The sequence below is a fragment of the Cellulosimicrobium sp. SJTW-1 genome, assembly GCF_047716875.1.
In the GTDB taxonomy this organism is placed as follows: Bacteria; Actinomycetota; Actinomycetes; order Actinomycetales; family Cellulomonadaceae; genus Cellulosimicrobium; species Cellulosimicrobium funkei.
Map to the genome: position 1 here is coordinate 3,318,343 of NZ_CP136680.1, position 19,142 is coordinate 3,337,484.

At 66.9% G+C, this 19,142-nt stretch carries 15 protein-coding genes, 1 tRNA gene and 1 pseudogene; 10 read left to right on the forward strand and 7 right to left on the reverse strand.

The window, feature by feature from the left end; all coding sequences use genetic code 11:
- The first annotated feature begins 140 nt into the window (after window positions 1-140).
- From RSE42_RS14910 to RSE42_RS14935, 6 genes are all read left to right on the forward strand, one after another.
- Window positions 141-1,022: a helix-turn-helix domain-containing protein gene (locus RSE42_RS14910; RefSeq protein WP_415296869.1), complete on the forward strand. Its 882-nt coding sequence runs from the start codon at window positions 141-143 to the stop codon at window positions 1,020-1,022.
- Window positions 1,023-1,113: 91 nt separating this feature from the next.
- Window positions 1,114-2,835, forward strand: coding sequence for a hypothetical protein (locus tag RSE42_RS14915; RefSeq protein WP_415296871.1), 1,722 nt, complete (start codon window positions 1,114-1,116; stop codon window positions 2,833-2,835).
- Window positions 2,835-2,981 carry a hypothetical protein gene (locus RSE42_RS14920; RefSeq protein WP_415296873.1) on the forward strand — a complete coding sequence of 49 codons (147 nt, stop codon included), beginning with the start codon at window positions 2,835-2,837 and terminating at the stop codon, window positions 2,979-2,981. The genes RSE42_RS14915 and RSE42_RS14920 overlap by 1 nt, the downstream gene beginning before the upstream one ends.
- A 60-nt stretch (window positions 2,982-3,041) precedes the next feature.
- On the forward strand, window positions 3,042-4,361 hold the full coding sequence (locus RSE42_RS14925; RefSeq protein ID WP_415296875.1) for an ISL3 family transposase: 1,320 nt from the start codon (window positions 3,042-3,044) through the stop codon (window positions 4,359-4,361).
- 37 nt (window positions 4,362-4,398) lie between these two features.
- Window positions 4,399-5,997, forward strand: a complete 1,599-nt coding sequence (gene dptG / locus RSE42_RS14930) for a DNA phosphorothioation-dependent restriction protein DptG (protein WP_415296877.1) — start codon at window positions 4,399-4,401, stop codon at window positions 5,995-5,997.
- Entirely contained in the window at window positions 5,981-11,137 is a 5,157-nt protein-coding gene (locus tag RSE42_RS14935; protein WP_415296879.1) for an FtsK/SpoIIIE domain-containing protein, read from the forward strand. The genes dptG and RSE42_RS14935 overlap by 17 nt, the downstream gene beginning before the upstream one ends.
- Before the next feature lie 43 nt (window positions 11,138-11,180).
- Here the strand turns inward: RSE42_RS14935 and RSE42_RS14940 are convergent, their stop codons facing one another.
- Window positions 11,181-12,185: a DNA cytosine methyltransferase gene (locus RSE42_RS14940; protein WP_415296881.1), complete on the reverse strand. Its 1,005-nt coding sequence runs from the start codon at window positions 12,183-12,185 to the stop codon at window positions 11,181-11,183.
- A gap of 589 nt (window positions 12,186-12,774) precedes the next feature.
- Between RSE42_RS14940 and RSE42_RS14945 the strand changes: the two genes are divergently transcribed.
- The 4 genes and pseudogenes from RSE42_RS14945 to RSE42_RS14960 all read left to right on the forward strand — a co-directional run bounded on the left by RSE42_RS14945 (window position 12,775) and on the right by RSE42_RS14960 (window position 15,162).
- Window positions 12,775-13,107, forward strand: a complete 333-nt coding sequence (locus RSE42_RS14945) for a hypothetical protein (RefSeq protein ID WP_415296883.1) — start codon at window positions 12,775-12,777, stop codon at window positions 13,105-13,107.
- Complete coding sequence (locus RSE42_RS14950; RefSeq protein ID WP_415296885.1) at window positions 13,038-13,394, forward strand: hypothetical protein; 357 nt, start codon at window positions 13,038-13,040, stop codon at window positions 13,392-13,394. The genes RSE42_RS14945 and RSE42_RS14950 overlap by 70 nt, the downstream gene beginning before the upstream one ends.
- A gap of 306 nt (window positions 13,395-13,700) precedes the next feature.
- Window positions 13,701-14,278: pseudogene (locus tag RSE42_RS14955) on the forward strand (IS3 family transposase); the annotation flags it as partial.
- A gap of 155 nt (window positions 14,279-14,433) precedes the next feature.
- On the forward strand, window positions 14,434-15,162 hold the full coding sequence (locus RSE42_RS14960) for a hypothetical protein (RefSeq protein WP_415296887.1): 729 nt from the start codon (window positions 14,434-14,436) through the stop codon (window positions 15,160-15,162).
- Between the two features lie 11 nt (window positions 15,163-15,173).
- Here the strand turns inward: RSE42_RS14960 and xerC are convergent, their stop codons facing one another.
- The 6 genes from xerC to RSE42_RS14990 all read right to left on the reverse strand — a co-directional run bounded on the left by xerC (window position 15,174) and on the right by RSE42_RS14990 (window position 19,020).
- On the reverse strand, window positions 15,174-16,088 hold the full coding sequence (xerC, locus tag RSE42_RS14965; protein WP_415296889.1) for a site-specific integrase: 915 nt from the start codon (window positions 16,086-16,088) through the stop codon (window positions 15,174-15,176).
- A gap of 35 nt (window positions 16,089-16,123) precedes the next feature.
- On the reverse strand, window positions 16,124-16,504 hold the full coding sequence (locus RSE42_RS14970; protein WP_415296890.1) for a hypothetical protein: 381 nt from the start codon (window positions 16,502-16,504) through the stop codon (window positions 16,124-16,126).
- 6 nt (window positions 16,505-16,510) lie between these two features.
- On the reverse strand, window positions 16,511-16,921 hold the full coding sequence (locus RSE42_RS14975; RefSeq protein ID WP_415296892.1) for a helix-turn-helix transcriptional regulator: 411 nt from the start codon (window positions 16,919-16,921) through the stop codon (window positions 16,511-16,513).
- A 20-nt stretch (window positions 16,922-16,941) separates the two neighbouring features.
- A tRNA-Ala gene (locus RSE42_RS14980) sits at window positions 16,942-17,017 on the reverse strand.
- 64 nt (window positions 17,018-17,081) lie between these two features.
- Complete coding sequence (locus tag RSE42_RS14985) at window positions 17,082-18,308, reverse strand: hypothetical protein (RefSeq protein ID WP_415296894.1); 1,227 nt, start codon at window positions 18,306-18,308, stop codon at window positions 17,082-17,084.
- A gap of 61 nt (window positions 18,309-18,369) precedes the next feature.
- Window positions 18,370-19,020: a GNAT family N-acetyltransferase gene (locus RSE42_RS14990; RefSeq protein ID WP_021479886.1), complete on the reverse strand. Its 651-nt coding sequence runs from the start codon at window positions 19,018-19,020 to the stop codon at window positions 18,370-18,372.
- Window positions 19,021-19,142 lie beyond the last annotated feature (122 nt).

The following is a 19,142-nucleotide window of genomic DNA, read 5'->3' on the forward strand; positions in this document are numbered from 1 at the left end:
CGTCCGCCCCCTAGCGAAGCCCGGAGGTCGCGCGACGGAGCGGTGTTGGGCAGAAGCACTCGGTGAGCGCGATTGATCATTCGCCGCAAATCGCGACGTTGCGCGTGGACGAAGCAGGTCTGTGGCACTTCAATGAGCCTATGAGCAGAGACGGAGCCAGCTTCGGGACAGTGCTCCGTCGCCTCCGTGGCCGTAGGACTCAGCGGGAGGTGGCGGACGCGGTTGGCACCAGCCACACCCACCTGTCCCGTCTCGAACGAGGCGGTGAGCGGGAGGTCAGTCGCTCCCTCCTCGAGCGCCTCGGCAACGAACTCGGCGCACCGACCGAACTCGCCGCCGCGGCGGGCCGCGTTACCCCACGGGTCGAGTCCGTCGTCGCTCAGTATCCAGAGGCGTTGTCAGAGGAACTCCTCGAACGAGCGACAGCGCCGTCCCTCCGCCGCATCGTTGCCTCGGAGCGAGCGGAGCGCGTGCTCAAGAGCGTCCCGGGTGGTGCCCTCGTCCGGAACCGTATCGACCCCACCGTGATCTGCCGGCATCTCGGCTACACAGTCTCGGTCGAGCGCACCGGGCAGAGCGCAGTCGAGGTACGCGGCTCGAAGCTCCTGATCACCGAGCCCACGGAACCCGAGGACCCGGCGTGGCTGCCCCGAACCCGGTTCCTTACGGCACACGGTGTGGCTCATCTCGTAGCAATGAACGAGGACTCGAGGGAGGACGTCTGCACGTACCCGCGGCTGACTCGCAAGGAGTTCGAGGCTGTGGACCTGGCCGCATGCTTGCTCACCCCTCGCTCGCTACTAGAACGCACCTTTGACTTGGCCGCGCAGCAATTGACGGTCGAACCACTCGAACCGAGCGAAGACGGCGAGGTCGCCTGGAGTTATGCGTCCGGGGCGCTAGTCGCACGGGTCGCCGAGCGACTGGCGGTTCCGGGCTGGGTCGCCGTCCGTAGGCTGGCCGACGAGGCACTGCTTGACCATCATGCAACCTTCTACTGGACCGGTGACAGTAATGAATGACGCTCCACCATTTGATGTATCTCTTCCCAGCCCCTTGTCCATCCTCGCCCAATTGCGCGCGCCATCGACACAGTCTGTGGTCAGGGACGATGTGCTCACCGAGATTCAACAACGAATGGCACGCCCTGGGAAGCTCGAAGACGACCTCTGGGACCTTCTAGGGTCGGAAAACGCCCCGAAACTCTTGGTGCTGACCGGAAGCGCGGGGAGCGGAAAGTCCGCGACGATCAACCACCTCCTCGCCAGGGAGCATGCGTCACCTGGACGCATTGAGAGGTGCCTCTCGGACGCGACTCACTCGGAGTCGCCAGACCAACAGCAGGTCGACCGCCTGGCGGAGTTCTTCCGTCCTTTCAGCGACGCGGCCGAAACCTACACGGGTAAGTGCCGGCTCATCGCCATGAACACCGGCATGGCGATTCGATTCTTCCACGATCTACCTTCCGCAAGCTCGCCACCGAAGCTCACGAAACTCGAGTCCGTGCTTAAGTATTGCATGGGGCTGCCCTTGGGCTCGCTTAGTGTCGACAAGGAACTCGCGACTTCGGTACTTGTCGTCAACCTCGACCACCGCCCGACTGCGGGTGGAGACGGAGACGTGCTCGACGGTATTCTCCAGAGCCTGGACCCCAGTTCGGAGACCGGAGTCTTCGCAGGAGCCCCACGATGCGGGACATGCCAGGTCAGGAAGTGGTGCTGGCCGATGGCGAACGCAACGGCAATCACGTCCGCCACGGCTCGCAACGCGCTATCCGAGGCAATCGGTGATGTCGCGCTCTCCCGAGGCCGCCAAGTCGCACCTCGCGCATTGTGGGACGCCGTCGCAGAACTTTCCCTTTCTGGGCTTGAGGACCAGGAGGACGTAACCCCCAACCGCGACCTCTGCTTCGCGATAGCCGACGTCGCGGATGCTGGGAACGCCCGTCCGCTCATTAGTGGGCTAGCGTGTTCGACCGCCCTAGAGAAGGCACGGCCCGGCACCCTCCTCTGGGACATCGCACAACGTGACCCCGGGTTCTCCGCGACCCGACAAGCACACGAGTTGGTGTCAGATGCGGGACTGGATGCCCAGCGAGATGCGGAACGGTTGAGGGACTGGCTCGCTCCGTCTGAACCCCCTCACCCTGCAGTACTCCACGCAGGTGAGTTGCTGGACTCTGCTGCGTGGGCTGTGGACGAAGACTCTCGGTGGGGCCGAACCCTGGCGAGGGCAGCATGGCTAGCCGGTGCCCTGGCCACCGAGACCGCCGTCGATGACGAGTACGCAGCCGCACTGGTCGCGCAGGCCAACGGCACCGCCCCTGGGGACGAACAAGTCGAGGCGACGGAGTTGGCGCTCGACAAGATCGTCGAGGGGATTGCGAGCGCGTTCGGCGTGATCGTGAAGAACACGGCGCACTTCTACCCCACCGCGACAGTGAGAACCGACCCCACAGCTGACGTGCTTGTGGAGGTCGACTTACTCGACGATGAGCTGATCAAGCCGGAGGCAGATCCGATCGTCCTGTCAAACGAGCGCGGCGCGAAACTCGTGGGATACAGGCCGATTTCACTCTCGGTCTCTATTGACGGAAAGTCGGTATCAGTCGACTATCCGTTGTGGCAGCTCCTGTTGCGCGCATCGACGGGCTCACAGCCGTCCGCAACAGAACTCGAGCGATTCCTAGGCCTCCGGCAGGCCATCCGACGCCTTGGCGTGAAGGCTGGCGCCGCGGACCGCGCCACCCTTCTTGTGCGCGAGACCGGCTCCGGCGGCCGGAAGTATCAGATAACGACGCGGGCCGGCCGCCTACGCGCGAGAGAGGTGATTTGATGAAGGACCCGGTCACGCGAGTGATTGGCGAGATCCAGTCCGCGACGGGCGTCAAACTTGACTGGAACGAAAAAGGGCTGTTCGTAAACGGGCTCTTCGTCGATCTGGTGGGGAGTGACACGCGGGGCGTGATGGTCGGGGTGTAGGGGTCGAGGTCCCCGAGGATCAGAAGCGCCAACCACTGATCCACCTTCGAGGACCTCGACATGTCCGACGCTACGGCGTGCACTGGTGCGCGTGCTACTTCTGTCCCCTGCCCGCACTGTGACGTCCTGCTCGGACTGCAGGACACGGTCCATGTTGAGAGGGTCGAACGCGACGTCGACCAGTTGGTGGTGACGGTCTCGACTCCGTGGCAGTTGATGGGTTGCCCCTCGTGCGGGGTCGTCGCCCCGAGCCGCGGTCGGCGCCGGCGGGTGCTGCACGACGTCCCCCATGGCACTACCGCGGTCCATCTCATCTGGCGGCAACGGGTGTGGCGCTGTCCCGACCCCGGGTGTCCTCGAGGAACGTTCATGGAGCAGGTCGGAGCGCTGGTCGGGCCGCGAGGCTCGATCACGACCCGCGCGATCAGCTGGGCGATCACCTCCCTGCGCACCCAGCACGCCACGATCGCCGGCCTGGCCCGCCAGCTCGGGGTGAGCTGGTGGACGCTGTGGCGCGCGATCAAGCCAGAACTCGAGCGGCTCGCCGCTGACCCCAAGCGTTTCGTCGGAGTCAGTTCGCTGGGAGTCGATGAGCATATCTGGCACCACGGGGACCCCAGGAAGAAGGGACCCAAGGAACTGACCGGGATGGTCGACCTCACCCGAGACAAGAACGGAAAAGTCCATGCCCGACTGCTCGACCTGGTGCCTGGCCGGTCGAAGAAGGCCTACGCCGACTGGCTCACCGAGCGCGGCGACGACTTCTGCACGGGCATCAAGATCGCCGCGCTGGACCCGTTCGGAGGTTACAAGAGTGCGATCGACGCCGAACTTGAGGACGCGGTCGCGGTCCTGGACGCCTTCCACGTCGTCAAGCTCGGCACCACCGTGGTCGACGAGGTCCGCCGCCGCGTCCAGCAGGACACCCTCGGGCACCGGGGCCGCAAGGGCGACCCGCTCTACGGAATTCAACGCCTCTTGCGCGCCGGGGCCGAGAACCTCACCGACAAGCAACTCGACCGTCTTGCCGCCGCCATCGAGGCCGACCCAGCCCACGAGGCCGTCTATGTCGCCTGGCGCTGCGCCCAGGACCTGCGAGCCGCCTACCGCGCCAAGAATCTCACCGAAGGTCGCACGCGGGCCGAGAAGATCCTCGCGACCTTCCACACCTGCCCGATCCCCGAAGTCGCCCGCCTCGGACGGACCCTGCGCAAATGGCGCGGGGCGTTCCTGGCCTACTTCACCACCAGCCGAGCCAACAACGGCGGCACCGAAGCCGTGAACGGGATCATCGAACTTCACCGCCGTCTCGCACGCGGGTACCGCAACCGCGACAACTACCGACTACGCATGCTCCTCGCCGCCGGCGGACTCACCTGATCCCCACCAGATCGACGAAGAGCCCGTAAACGACGCCTTGATAAACCTCCCGAGACTCAAGACCGGCGATCGCCTGGTAACCCTTACAGGCGAGCGCGTTGACCTTTTCGGGTTCCAGACGCTGTTCCCCAACGTGGCCCGCGGCGATGACCGGGACAAGTTGCTGTGGCAGGTCATCGCAGAAGCCCGTGATGAACAGGCTAGCCCATCGGCTTTGCTTAAGGATGCTGAACTGAAGCGCGAGCTCTCTGCGAGACTGGACCTCGGTCCTGAGGCTTCGCCGGTCGTGTCGGAAGCCCTTGTGGGCCGGTTCTTTAACCGTAAGAAGGGTGTACGCGTGCTCCTCCCGACGCACGCCTCGCTTCCACTGAACTACAAGCACACTTCTAAAACGGGCACGCCAAGCCGATATCGCCTCTACAATGGTGGGCTGGTGCCTTTCCTGCTATGGAACGGTCACGGCGTCGCTCGGACACCGTTGATAAGGTTGCTCGATGTGGTCGAGAACGAGGGCGAGTTCACCGCTCTCGACCGCAAGTTCCTGGATATCGCGCGCGACGGCTCGGCGTTTCCCGATCTGAAGGCGAGCGCCGAGTCGCTCATCGTGCGCTATGAAGAAGACCTGAGGGCGGACTTCGACAGGTTTGGCGGGCCGTTCTGCCAGCCGAGTCTCGATCGGTTCGCGCGGGATCTGGAGACGGTCCTCGACACCGACTTGCCCCGTCCGGACAAGATCCACTGGCTGACGCTTCTGCTGAGTCTCCACGTCGGCATCCGTCTGTACCGGATCGCGGTCGTGAAGGGTTTCGAGCTCGACCGCGCGGTGGCCGCCGCGGCATGTATGGATCCTCCGGCCGAGGCAGTCGTGGACGATCACTGCTGCTCAGGGGACGGCAGCGGCCGACTTGAGAAGTGTGCGCTGGCGGGACGGATCCGCTTCCGTACCGGCACGGGCCGCTACCGGCCAATCAGGCAGCGCGACGGCGCCCGCACATCGTGGATGGACGTCGATCACCGTCGGCTGCTGGATATGCCGGCAACCCTCGTGACGCGCACCTTGGCTTCTGCAGCGTGGGAGGCGCTGGGTGGCGGTGAGCGCGCCGCGCGAATGGACGTGGATGCCTTGGCTCGGGCTCTCAAAGCCGACTCAGACCTCCGCGTCTCCCACGGTGCCGCGTGCGCGGCCATCGCCGTGATTCATCACTCGCAGTGGCGGCAAGGGGCTACGTTCGAGGAGCTGCTCGACGTCTCGCGAACGTCAGAGCGCCGTCCCGGACTCCATGCGCTCCGGAACGAAGTGCGCCACATGCGTCGAGGCGATCTGCGACACCAGGGCCGCGACATCGTGAACCAGTTGCTGCTCGACGTGAACGTCGGTAGCCCGGGTTCGCTTCTCAGCAGGAACGGCAGCCTCACCTTCTTCGAGGTCGACGAAGAGATGCTTCTCCTGCTCGTTAGGCTCACGTGCCGCGATGCACAGGTGCCCTTTACCGAGTTTGTCGAGGGACTGCGAGCCTACGGGCTAGAGCCTCAAGACGACTCCGAGTTGGCCGCGTTGGCCGACGCTCTTGAACGGCTCGGGCTTCTTGCTCGCTACTCGGACTCCGGGGAGGCATCCTTTGTCCACTTCAACTGAACACGCAGCACGCATCATTGCCGACGCCCTCATCGAATGCGCTGCCCGCTCATCTGATCACCGGCGACTGTTCGCCTCAGCACTCCTCGACCTGCCGCTCACGGCGGTGTTCAAGGAACTGGAAAGCCGCTGCGACTCCCAGGTCGTCGTGTCTACGCCATCTGTGCCAGTGAGCCTTGCAGGAATCAAAACGGGGGGAACGGAGCTCTCCCCCATCCTGGTCCCCTATCTGGTCGACGAAGTTCCGAGACAGAACCGTGGCTCTGGGGGGTTCGCTGCCCTCCTCCGTGACGAAGTGCCGGTCGGCGAGGGTGCTCCCCGGGTTCTGCTCGTTCTCGACAGGCGCCCTGTCGAGACGGTCCAAACAGCTGCAGAGGACGTGTCGGAGGCACCTGAGCTCCGCTGGCGCTCTCTGCGGGAGCGAGCGATCGAGCCTGCCTCCGGCAGTGTGCGCACCCTACTCAAGGCGGTACTCACCGATGATGAGGAGCACTCGCGGTTGGCTCGCTCCGGCGAGACGCTCGGCGAACTCACGACGCTAGCCTCCCGGCGAACGGTGGCCGAAGCCGGCCTCGAGCTTCATCGGCTTGGCGCCTACATCGCCGACCCCGCCGTGGAGGTCTCCCCGTCGCGGGCGACAAGGAAGCGGCTCAAGGCCAACGCAACGTGGCGGACGAAGCTCGAGTCGTGGTCTGCACCGGATCAGGACCTCGTTGGCAAACTTTCAGCCGAGTATCAGCCCGGTGCCCCTGGCCTCAACCGTGTCCTGGACTCCCGCGGCCCCTTCGGCCTGGACTTCGCCCTCTTCACGATGTCCGATCTGCCACTCACTCACTCTGGCGACGAGCCTCCCTCGAGGTTCGCAAGCCCTCCGCGAGTGGGGGGAGCCGCGTGTGCTACGTCGACCTCTACGGTGGTTGCCTGGACACGCGAACCGCAGCCCTTCTCTGTGGGCCTACAGCGCGAGGCCACTACGCCCGGTGAAGTCACGGTGGACTGGAGTGGGGGCGAGACCTCCATACAGCCCATCGAGGTCGGTGACCTCGACATTGAACTCACGCCCCCTGGGTCGGGATGGAACTTCGGCCGGGTGACGATCCATGGTGGGGGCAGCATTAGCGTCGCCGTCCTGGTGGAACCCGGTAGCTGGGCCCCGATCGAAGCCTCACTGGAACTCGATCTCGACGCCGCGGCATTCCGATGCTCCGAGGAGCCCGAACTGCTCGCGATCGGCGCCGGTGGACAACTCCTGGGGCCGGCCCGGATCGTGCAAGGCGAACCCGTGCCGAACTCGGAGCGAACCTCGCTTACCGTGGAGTTCGACGGAACTCGCCGCGTACTCCCGGTCTTGGTAGTTGCCGCGGCCGACGAAACCCCCGCCGATGATCCTAAGGACGAGCCAGACGATCCAGATGGTCCGGACGATGGGCCCCTCACGGACCCGGTCACCCCGGACGAGGTACCCGACGGCGATCCCAAGGCAACCCCTGCCCCGGCCGATCCTGAAGATCCGTTCGACGACGGCGCATTAACCGGCGTCGTAGCCACCGTTGCGCATGCGCGGCTTATGGACAGCAAGACGGGATCCGTCGGCGAACAGACAAGCTTCCGCGTGGTCGACGGCGTCGGCAAGATCCTCACTCCTCGCGTCCGCGAACTAGCCGACCAGACCCTCGACGACGGCCTGAGTGGGCTTAGCCTCGAGGCACAGATCCTCGCAAGTCCGGATGTCCTAGTTTTCCAAACCGACAGGACTGGTGGCGAGCCAGTCCTCAGACCCCTCCATGCCCTCGACAGCCTGGAGATGTCCGGTACGCCGGTCGAGAAGCTCTCGGTGTTTATGGACGCTCGACGTGCGTTGTTTGCGGCGCTCTCGCCGTACGGCTCCGCGCACGCGCTTGCCGCTGGAGTGGCAAGAGACGAGGCCTCGCTCTACGTCGCTTCGTACTCGGAACTCCTCCTGTCACTCACGGAGTCAGGACGGTTCCGGGCCGAGTTCGAGCGAGTGGTACTCGCCGATGCCGTTTTCGACGCGGTCAGCGGAGACGTGTTCATTGCGCCGACAAATCCCGTTACTGTCCGATACCTGATCGAATTGACGGAGACGATCGACTCGTGGCTGCCGCGCAGCAGTGAAGTGATCGATGCAGACCTAGCCACTCTCTCGCCCCGATACCTCGTTCCGATATTCCATACAAGCCGGACCTGGTACGAGATTGCCCATGCGAGCCGCATGCCCCTGCTTTGGCGGCGGTACGGGTCGATGAGTCTGGTCAACCCCGGAGATGACCGGCCTGCATATATTGCGCGCCGAATCAACCACTTCTTGCGTGTCCATCCCGAGTACCGCGACCCGCGACAGAAGCTCGCCCTGTCCTTCTACGAAGCGGGGCAGGGGAAGGCAGTGCTCGATGCGCTCCGGAGGCTCGTCAAGCCCTCGACCACGCGCACATCGCCGCCTACTCTCCCGCAACTGGAGGTACTGATGGTGAGCGCGAATGCGCAGCGTAGCGAGCTCGAGGCCGCGCTTCGCAGCAGCACCACCGGTGGCGGCAATGCCGAAGATCGAGTGCTTCGCGACATCGTGACCATTCGACACCTGACCCCAGACGAGGCACGTAAGGAGTGGTCCCATATCGGCTTCGTGTTCCAGTCCTCTTTGGATCGCGCGCCAAAGGAACTCACGCTCTCCACACGATCCTCGACACTCTTCTGCCGAGGACTAGGAGCCACCCCCGGCCGCGTGACGGACCAGGCAACTAACGAGACGTCTTTTCACTGGGGAACCTTCACTGGCAATCGCCAGCTGACCCCGTTGGGGACCATGGTCAAGTCAGTCCTCGAGTTGGTTGGCGGAATGCCCCGCGACATGGTCGAGAGGGGCAGGACAAGGGTTCCGTCAACTGTCGTTGAGCGCAGATTCCTGGGAGACGTGTACGAGAACTCCGCGTGGGTCGTGCACCTCGATCGCCTCTTGGGTCTCGAGGCATTCGCCCCGGACGCGAGCGGGAAGCAGGCACGTTACCTCATCGACTATGAGGATCGAGCGGACCCTGGGCAGCCCGGTCTTGACGCGATTACGGCAACCAACAGGGTCCAGCCTTACCGGCTGGCCCTCCAAAGAGCCTTGGCGAGGTATGGGCGGGCGTCAGAGGGTGCGCTGGACAGGCTGCTTCAGATCTTCAATGGAGTCAGTGGACAGTGGGCGCTTGACATTGTTGGCGCAAATGTCAACGATCTACACGAGCGAATCGGTCTCGCGGTCGCCATCGCGGCGCTCTCGGATCTCGATGAGGCTTTCACAACGGGGGCATCTGTCGGGCTCGTTCTTCCCCTGCGCGAGATCATCTACTCGCTGCCGCTGGAGGCACGTCCTCCGGGCGGTCGGATCACCGACGACCTGCTCTATCTTCGGGTGCCGCTCGGAACGCAGGGGCCGGTTCGAATCAGCGGTCGCGTCATCGAGGTGAAGTTCCGGGGAGCCACCGATCAACGCACCGTCGAATACGCCCGCGAGCAGTTGACGAACACGTATGAGTGGCTACAGGCCACTTTTGGTCCCGAAGATACTCCCCGCCGCCTGTTCAGGGCGCGCGACCTCTCAGAGTTCATCAGAGCCGCCGCTGTTCGCAGCCAGTCGTTCGGACTCGTCAAAATCGGCGACCGGGCCGGCTTTGAGGACTCAATTGACGCAATCGCCAGTGGCAGTTTCACACTGGAGCTCGACTACAACGTCGGATACACCCGCGTCTCGGGTGACTTCCTGAGCATCGAGGCGGACAACGGTGTAGCGGTACACCGCCAGTGGCTCGCGGGCGAAGGAAAGGTATTCGGCCACATCAGGCTGGGGCGCGAGGCGATCACGGCAATCATCACTGGGCAGCCTCTGCCCAAGCCGACGACGTGGCCGAGCGTTACCTTTGGCGCGACGGTCGAGCGGGTCGACCCGGCGCCGCAACCTGCCCCCGAGGACGGGCGACCGAGCCCAGGCGCAGCAGCTCCAATGCCTGCCGGGTCATCCTCTGAGGACACCGCGGAACAAGGCGCAGGCCGGGCTTCCAGCACGCCTCCGACCGGAGAGGTTCGCTTGATGGCTGGTCGACTCGATGAAGCCTTTGCTAAGTACGGCCTCGGCGTCGAGCCCTTCGCGCCCGATACAGTGCAGGTCGGGCCGAGCGTCCTTCGCTTCCGGACCAGAACCCTCGGGCGCCTGTCGATCACCGACGTGGAGCGTCGTGCAAGGGACATTGGGCGAGAGATCGCCGCAGTAGGCGAGGTGCAGGTCGGGGACGAGCCTGGCTTCGTCACGATCGACGTACCGCGCAGCGAGCGCACGACGGTTCCGATCGATGCCGCACTGGCGGAGCTTGACCGTCATAGGGGTGAGCCCGGCGCGCTCTCCTTCGTCGCTGGCGTCGCTCCGAGCGGGGAGTACAGGATCGCCGACCTTGCGAGGCTTCCGCACCTGTTGGTTGCCGGCGCGACCGGTTCCGGGAAGAGCGTCTTCCTGCGGGGGCTCCTCATCGAGCTCCTGCACGGCCGAAGCGCCAATCAGCTCAACTTAATGATCGTTGATCCGAAGCGGCTCGACTTCGCACCGTTCGCAGCTGTCCCCCACCTGCGGGGGACGGGAATCATCAGCAACGCTGCGGACGCGCTGACCGCGCTCCAGGAGACCCTTGAGCGGGAGATCGAGAGACGCCTCCCGATCATTGCCGGGGCGGGAGTCAGTTCTGCAGCCGAGTTTTACGAGGCCGACGGGTCGACCGAGGACCTTCCCCAGTTGGTGATCCTCGTCGACGAGTTCGCGGATCTCGTTCTCGCCGGACACGACCGCAAGTCCTTCAGCGAGTTGATTCAGAGGTTCGCACAGCTGACGCGCGCATACGGGATCTACCTGGTCCTGGCGACGCAACGGCCAAGTGTCGACGTCATCACCGGGAGCATCAAGGCCAACCTGACCGCACGCATGGCGTTCTCTCTCCCGAGCGCGCGGGACTCGATGACCATCCTCGATCGAGGCGGCGCCGAGGACCTCCTGGGTAACGGCGACCTGCTCTTCTACCGAAACGGGAGGGTAGAGAGGCTCCAGGCGCCGTTCGCGAGCGGACGGGACGTGGTCCGCCACCTGGCGGAATGAGAAGAGCGTGAGGACCCCCACGAGGGGGTCCTCACGTCCTTCTCTAGGCTGCTGCTTCGCCTTCGGTCGTGCTTGATCGCCCGGCGGAGGCCTTTTCGAGCGCCTCGATGATCGACTTGCCAACCGCCCGAGCAACCGGCGGCGGGAAGGCGTTGCCGACCTGCCTGTATCGGGCAGTCTTCCCGCTGCCTTCGAACTTCCAGTCGGCAGGGAATCCCTGGATTGCGGCTGCCATCTCGACCGTGAGCAGGGGTTCTCCGGTGAAGCTCGCGCTCGGAACGGGCGAGCTGTCTGCGAGCTTCATCCCGTTCACGCCGAGTTTCTTCCAGGCGGCCTTCGCGCTCGTCGGCCCAAGATCCGCGCCGCCATGCTTTTTCGAACCACCGACGAGGGCAGGCGCGCAGTCGTCGGCACCCTTCGCCCAACGCTCCGCGTGGTCCCAGCCCGTCAGGAACGGAAGGAGCGCATCGGCCACGGTGACACGCTCGGTCTCGAGCGGCCAGGTGAAATGCTCCGCAGCTTTTGGCCTCATCAGGACGAGAAGCGCACGCCGCCGGTTCTGGGGCACCCCGAAGTCGGCGGCATTCAAGAGTTGCCAGCCGTGGTACTTGGCTTCACCACAAGCGACGTAACCGAGGGCCTCGAAGCTGGCGAGCAGCTCGGCGCGGTACTCATCAAACTTCGAGGAGAGGAGTCCCCGCACGTTCTCGACGAGAATCGCCTCCGGCTCAAGCGCGCGGGCGAGTGCGAGCATCTGCGGGAACAAGTCTCGCTCATCCTCGCGACCGAGCTGCTTGCCGGCCCTGCTGAAGGGCGGGCACGGGACGCCCCCACTGAGCAGCGTGACCCCCTTCAGAGCCTCATCCGGCACCCAGTCCTTGAGGTCTTCGGTGATGACGTTCCAGTTCGGGCGGTTGCTGATGAGGGTCTTGCAAGCGTGGGCGTCCACCTCGACCAGGCCCACGTGAGCAAACCCGCTCTCCTCGAGCCCCAGCGCCTGGCCTCCGGCTCCGGCGCAAATCTCGAGTGACGTGTACTGGGCCTGCAAGGATCCTCCGACCGGTTCAGTGCCAACCGAGCGCGGCACGGCCGACAAGCCTAGTCGTTCGGAACCTGGTGCCGTGCGCGGGGTCGTGTCACGAGCGGGCTGGAGCATCATCACCTCCGTGGATGGGCGTCGCAGGTGTTCTTACCTCATCGCTCAACCTCCCTGCAGCCGACCCGCTGGGTTGTGTGGACGAAGGTCCCGATGCCCCGGCGAGTGACGGACCGTGAGGGTTACTCGCGTGCAGAGAAGCGCGGCAGAACGAGGCAGGCCCAGCAAGGCGACATCGGGAGGCACCCTCTAGATCGAACACGTGTTCCATCATGGGCGTTGGCGCCGGCGAGTGCAATGGGGCCCGCTGCGCTCGCACCAATCAGCCCTCTCGATGTGGAGACCTTCCTCCTTGCCCCCTGGAACCTTGGCGACGCGCGGGGGCCTCCACTTTCGGCACACGTATGAGGCTGAGGTCGTGGAACACCGCCCGCTCGGCGCCGCCGCCCACACGATCGAGGCCGGGCGAGACGCGGCGTGCGAGACTCCGGGGATGGGCGCCCCGCGCCTCACTCCTCCCAGTCCTGGTCGCCGACGGATCATGCAAGCGATCCGCCGCCGCGACACGAAACCGGAGCTGGCCGTGCGGCGAGTGCTGCATGCACGCGGGCTGAGGTACAGGGTCGACTTCGCCCCTCTGCCAGGCCTTCGCCGACGAGCCGACATCGTGTTCACGCGCGCCCGTGTCGCGGTCTTTATCGACGGGTGCTTCTGGCACGGCTGTCCCGAGCACGGCCAGCAGGCCTTCAAGCGGAACATCGACTACTGGCCCAGCAAGATTGCCGGAAATGTCGCGAGACGGTCGTGGAAGGCGTCGTCCTCGAGTCGGCGAAGGCGCTCCTCCAGAGCAACCGCGACGACAAGCTGCGCATGACGGGCTCCACGCGCATCGCCGAGCTGGACCCCGTCGGGGCCGACCTCACGAACACCCAGCCCGACGGCACCCGCACTCCGACCGCCGAGTTCGAGGTCTGCCTCGACGTCAGCGACGCCGACCTCGTCGATGCGTCGGGCGCGTCGGTGCTCGGCGAGGACCAGCCGACGACGGGATGGGAGCACGCGATCGTCATCAACCGCCAGTGGGACGAGGATCTTGCGGGCGGCTGGGTCGTGACGACGCTCCGGACGATGGAGAAGGCGCCGTGCGGTGGCGATGGCTGAGCGTCGCCGCCGTTCTCGAGGCCTTACTCCTGTCATCCGTGATCGCGACGGCCGGCTCGGCGAGGGCTGCTCCGATCTGCATCCACCGCGACCTGCTCTCGGCCACCTGCACCGTCTCGGTCGTCGAACCCGGCGGCTCAGGGGGTAACGCCGCTCCGGCCGCCCACGAGGACCTCCCCGCGGATACGGGCTCTGGTTCGCAGTGCTGGGACGACCCCGCCAAGTTCGGCGAATCCGGAACCGCGCATCCCGTCTCGTGCACGAACGGCGCCTTTCAGTGGTCGAACGAGTACGGCTGCTACTACATCCGCATGGAGCCCCAGCCGGACGCCGACGACCCGATCTGGGCCGGCCACGCTGCGCCAGTTCCGGGCCGATACGCCGAACCGGTTGTGGCTGTGGGACATCACCGAACACCCCACGGCCGAAGGCAAGGTGTATCTGTGCGCGATCAAGGACGTGTATTCCAACCGGATCGTGGGGTACTCGATCAGCGACCGGATGACGTCACGGATCGCGGTCAACGCTCTGGTCAGCGCGGTGCAACGGCGTCGGGACGTGGCCGGGTGCATCGTGCACTCGGATAGGGGCAGCCAGTTTCGCTCACGAAAGGTCCGCCGGGTTCTGGACCGCCACGACCTGGTCGGATCGATGGGACAGGTCGCCTCTGCCGGAGACAACGCCGCGATGGAGAGCTTCTTCTCCCTGCTACAGAAGAACGTCCTGAACCGGCGCCGCTGGACCCCCGCGAGGACCTACGCCTGGCGATCATCACCTGGATCGAACGCACCTACCACCGCCGCCGCCGGCAGGCCCGACTCGGACGATTGACCCCCATCGAGTACGAAGCCATCATGACCACTCAGGTCGCACTCGCCGCCTGAGACCCGCTGTCACCTATCCGTGCAGCAGACCCGATCTGGCGGACGTTCAGGGCGCTCGGACACCAGGGCGGACTCGTGCTCACCTCGGGCGACGGGTGCGCCACTGCACTGTGATGGGGCTGACTGCCGACCACCCGCTCTCAGGTAGCTCCGTCATGGCCCGCGTCGACAAGCACGACAACGCCGTAGGACCCATCGGCTCGCTCAACGACTGGAACGAGTCCGAGTGCTTCGACGCCGTCGTCATCACGCTCGCGGGCTACGACGTACGACTGACCTACGGACCCAACATCGTCCGACGGCGCGCCGACCAGCTCACCGACGCGACCCTCGCCCTCGCCATCACCAAGCCCGGCGGCCTCACCGCAGTCATTGCGTCCCATTCCCTGATGGACAGCCCCGCAGACCACGGCCGCCGCGACCTCGCCGCGCTCGCCGACCTCGTCGGAGCCGTCCGCTTCCCCGCCGGCATCTACCGGCCCGCGACCGGGACGGACGAAGTCGTCGACCTCCTGCTCTTCCGCCGCCGCGAGAGCGGAGCGCCCCGGCGAGGACACGACTTCGAGGCCGTCGTCGAGAGCCGCCTGGACGGGGGCTCTGTCACGATCAACACCTACTTCGACACGAACGTCGACCAGGTGCTCGGCTCGACCCAGTACGACCCCACTGGCGCCCGCCCGACGAACCTCACAGTTGTCGGGAGCCGGACGCTGTTTCCCGGCGTGCTCACGACGGCGCTGAACGACGTGATCGCCTTCGCACAGCGGGCGGGCCTTACGACCGGACCGCGGCAGCGGCAGCGGCCAGGTGCTCCGCTGCCGATGCGTGCTCGACGATTGCCGGGACCTCACCGACAAGCCGGTCCGGGCCTCGACGGACCGTGACCCTGGAGGGATCACCAACCCGTCGCGGCTTCGAGGGCCTCAACCTCCGTCCGGCGCGGTTTGACCTCTTCGGCGGCAGCATGTCCGGAGAGTCCGCCGTCCGCCGCTTCCTCGGCAATCTCGATGATTGCCTGGAGAACCGCCGAGACGTCAGGCGCGATCCGAAGTCGCTCGATGTAGTGCTTCTCCGTGATGCCGCCGCCAACCTTGTGTCCGAGGAGCATGGCGGCGTCACCGGTTCCCCGCTCCCGCGCGACGAAAGTAGCGACGGTCGAGCGGAGGAGGTGGGGATGGACATGGCCCTTCATCCCAGCCGCGTCAAGGGCGAGCCGCAGGGACCGCCGGACATTCGCCGGCGTCTGTGGCCTTGGCCCCTTCCTCGCAAGGCGCCGCGACGGGAAGACCGGAAGCTCCGCGGACATGACCTCGGGTCGAATGGAGCGAAGTGCGTTGACGGTGAACGGCGGGATGATGATGGTGCGCTTGCTCGCATCGGTCTTGGGCATTTCCTGTCGGACCGTCCCGTGCCCCTTGATGTCGACCATCGTCGCGGTCACCGTGACGGTAGGAGGCCCGTCCTCGGTGAGGTTGACCTCGCCCCAGTTCAGCGCAAGCACTTCCCCGATCCGCAGCCCCGTGCCGAGCATGACGTCGACGGCGACTGGAAGGTGCCCGCTCGGAGGGGGCCCCGGCCGCCCCTCCCGGGACTTCTCCCACTCCCTGACCGCGCGGCGCAGCCGATGGACGTCTGGAACCGTGAGCGCCTTCGGATCTGGCTGCTTCCTCAGCGGAAGAGTTGTCTTGTCCAGGGGGTTTGCCCGCAGTGCGTCATGCACGATGGCGCGATCCAGGACTCCCTTGAACGCGACCCGCACCTGCGACGCGGTCGCCGTCATGTCGTTCGGCTTTCCGCTGCCGGACTCCACGATCCCGTTGAGCCACGCCTGGCACCGTGCGGTCGTCAGTTCGTTGAGCCGCAGCTTTCCCAGCTTCGGATCATGAGCGTGCCGAGCAGGCGCTCGTACTCGTCGATCGTCTGTGGACGTCGCCGCGGCCTCGGCCATGTGGCCTCGACTCGCAACTGCTCGATCCACTGCCGTGCGGCGAGCCCCACCTTGCTGTCCGGGCGGAGCTCCACGGATCCCTTGGGTCGCTTGAGCAGCTCGTCGATCTCGTTCTGCACGGCCAGGCGGGCGGCAGTGTTGGACTTCCGCGTGCGCGAAACCTCGGTCATCTCGCCGTCGAGCGGCCTGACCCGCGGTCGGGCCTTGAACTCACCGCTCGCCGTCTCCTTGACGAAGATCTCTCCGTGCTCGCCAGGCTTCAGGCGTTCGTGAGCCATCGGGCCTCACCACCCGCTCGAGTGAGCGCTCTCGGCGCTCGCGGGTTCGTCGGCCGCGGTGCGAGCGTCCAACCACGCCCTGACGTCCGACTCCTCGAACATCAGGTGACGGCCAATGCGGTAAGCCTTGGGCGCGGTGCCGCGCTTGCGCCAGGTGTGGACGGTCTCGCGCGAGACATGGACCTTCGCGCACAGCTCGTCGAGGGTCCACATCGGGGTGTGGGTGACTACGGGGTCCGTCTGCTTCGCCATACGAGGCAGGTGCGCCACGACCACCGTCGTCGTGAGGTGGACAAGGCCATCGGCGGGCACCCTCAGGTGCCGCTCGCGCGGACTCACGCGCGGACTCATGGGCTCTCGATCCTCTCGTTCGAGGACCGCAGGAGAAAACCAAAAGCCGCTGACCAGGATGTTCATCCCGGCCAACGGCTCTCAGGTGGTGGAGCTAGGGGGATTCGAACCCCCGACCTTCTCATTGCGAACGAGACGCGCTACCAACTGCGCCATAGCCCCTCAAGCGAGGAACAGATTAGCACCCCGAGGGCGGGGTCTCGCAAACCGGCCGCCCCGAGGGGGTCTACTGCCCTGCCGCCCGACGACGCGCCAGGATCTCGTTGAGGTCCAGGCCGAGCGTCTCCGTGGAGGGCTTGCGCTCGTCGCCCGCGGCCGGGGCCGGGGCGCCGGACCGGGTCTCGGCGGCCACCACCGGCTCGACGCGGGCCGGCACCGTGGGCGAGACGACGTCGTCGTCCGTGAGCGGGGCGGGCTCGCGGCGGGGCGCCGTGGGCTTCATGGTGTACGTCGGCGGGGGCACGGGCACGGGGTCCCACGCGCGGCCCGTCGGGACGCGCTCCGCGTCGACGGCCTCGACCTCGACGACCGGGGTCGTCTCGCGAACGGTGGTCGGCTCGTCGGCCGCTGGGGCGGGCTCCTCGGACGCGGGACCCTCGGCCGGACCGGACGCGGTGGCCCGCTCGCGGGACGACGCGCCCGTCGTGGTCGGCGCGCCGGCGTCCGCGGAGGCCGCGGCGTTCGCCCGCGCGAGGTCCTGCGGCGTGACGCGCGGGATCATCTGCGTGCTCACCTGCGACCCGTGCACGGCGCGCCCGGTGACGCGCGGGCGCGCGCCCCGGGGGGCGGGCGGTGCGCCGAGCACGGCGCCGCGAGCCGCGCGGGCCGCGGCACGACGCTCGGCCAGCCACGCGGCGTCGGACCGCTGGGCGGCGAGCACCGCACGACGGCCGAGCACGAGCACGAGACCGAGGAACGCCGTCGGGACCACGCCCGCCCACCACGGGACGAGCCCGAGCGCGACGACGACCCACACCCCGACGGTCGCGAGGAGCAGCACGACCGTGAGCGCGAGACGACGGCGCGCGGCGGCGGCGCGCCGCTCGAGGAGCTCGAGGCGGGACTGCTCGGAGGCCGGCTGACGGCGCGGCGGTGCCCCGCGCGAGGGTGACGCGCTGACGGTGCTCCCCATGGCGTGCGTTCCCTCCTCGTCGTGCGTCCGGCCCTCGGACCGGCTCTGCGTCCCGGCTGCCCCGAGCAGGGGGCGCCCTCCGGCTCCGGCGGGACCGGAGGCGATCGCCGCGACGGTCGTGACGCCGTCGAGCCGGGCGTCCCAGCGGTCGAACCCCCCGCCGCCCGGGCCGGCGACGGCCAGGACGCGCAGGGAGCCGGAGAAGCGGTCGTCCGTGCGCGCGTCCAGCAGCTGCTGCCGGTGACGCACCCGGTGCGGGACGTAGAAGCCGACCCACAGCAGGAACACCGCGAGCGCGACGATCCCCGAGGCCGATTCCACATCACGACCGTAGGCGAGGCCTGCGGCCACGCTCCGCACGCGCCCCGGCGTGTCGGGCGGCTCAGATGCTCTCGCGGCGTGTCGCCTGCCAGCGCGCGAGGAGGCCGTCCGGGACCTCCTCGCTCGTGACGGCGAACGTCCGGTGGTCGCGCCACTCCCCCTGGATGTGCAGGTAGCGCTCGCGGACCCCCTCGTCGCGCAGCCCCAGCTTCTCCACGACGCGCAGGCTCGGGCCGTTCTCCGGGCGGATGTTGATCTCGATCCGGTGCAGGCCGAGGATCGTGAAGCAGTAGTCCGTGGCCATCGCGACGGCGGTCGGGATGACGCCGCGGCCCGCGACGTGCTCGCTCACCCAGTAGCCGATGCTCGCGCCGCACAGCGAGCCGTACGTGATGGACGACACCGTGAGCTGGCCGACGAGCTCGCCGTCCAGCTCGACGGCGAACGGCAGCGACGACCCGGCGCGCGCCTGCGCCGAGAGGACCCGGACGTACTCCGCGAACGTGGGCGGCCCGCCCGGCGTGCCGGGGCGCGGCGACGTGCCCTCCCACCGCTCCAGCCAGTCCGCGTTGCGCGCGCGCAGCCGCATCCAGGCGTTCGCGTCCCGGCGCCGCAGCGGACGCAGGACCACGGACCCGCCCAGGGTGTCGTCCCGCAGCGTCACGGGCCACGGCTTGGCGACGGTCCAGCCGCGCGCGATCTTGTGGGTCATGCGGCGGTGTACCGTCCTCGGCCTGTCGGTGGGCTTGGCGACGAGGTCCGGCGGTGCGCCGGGCCCTCGGTGCACAGGGTGACACCACCGGGCGCCCGCGCGCCACCGACCGGTGACGCGGG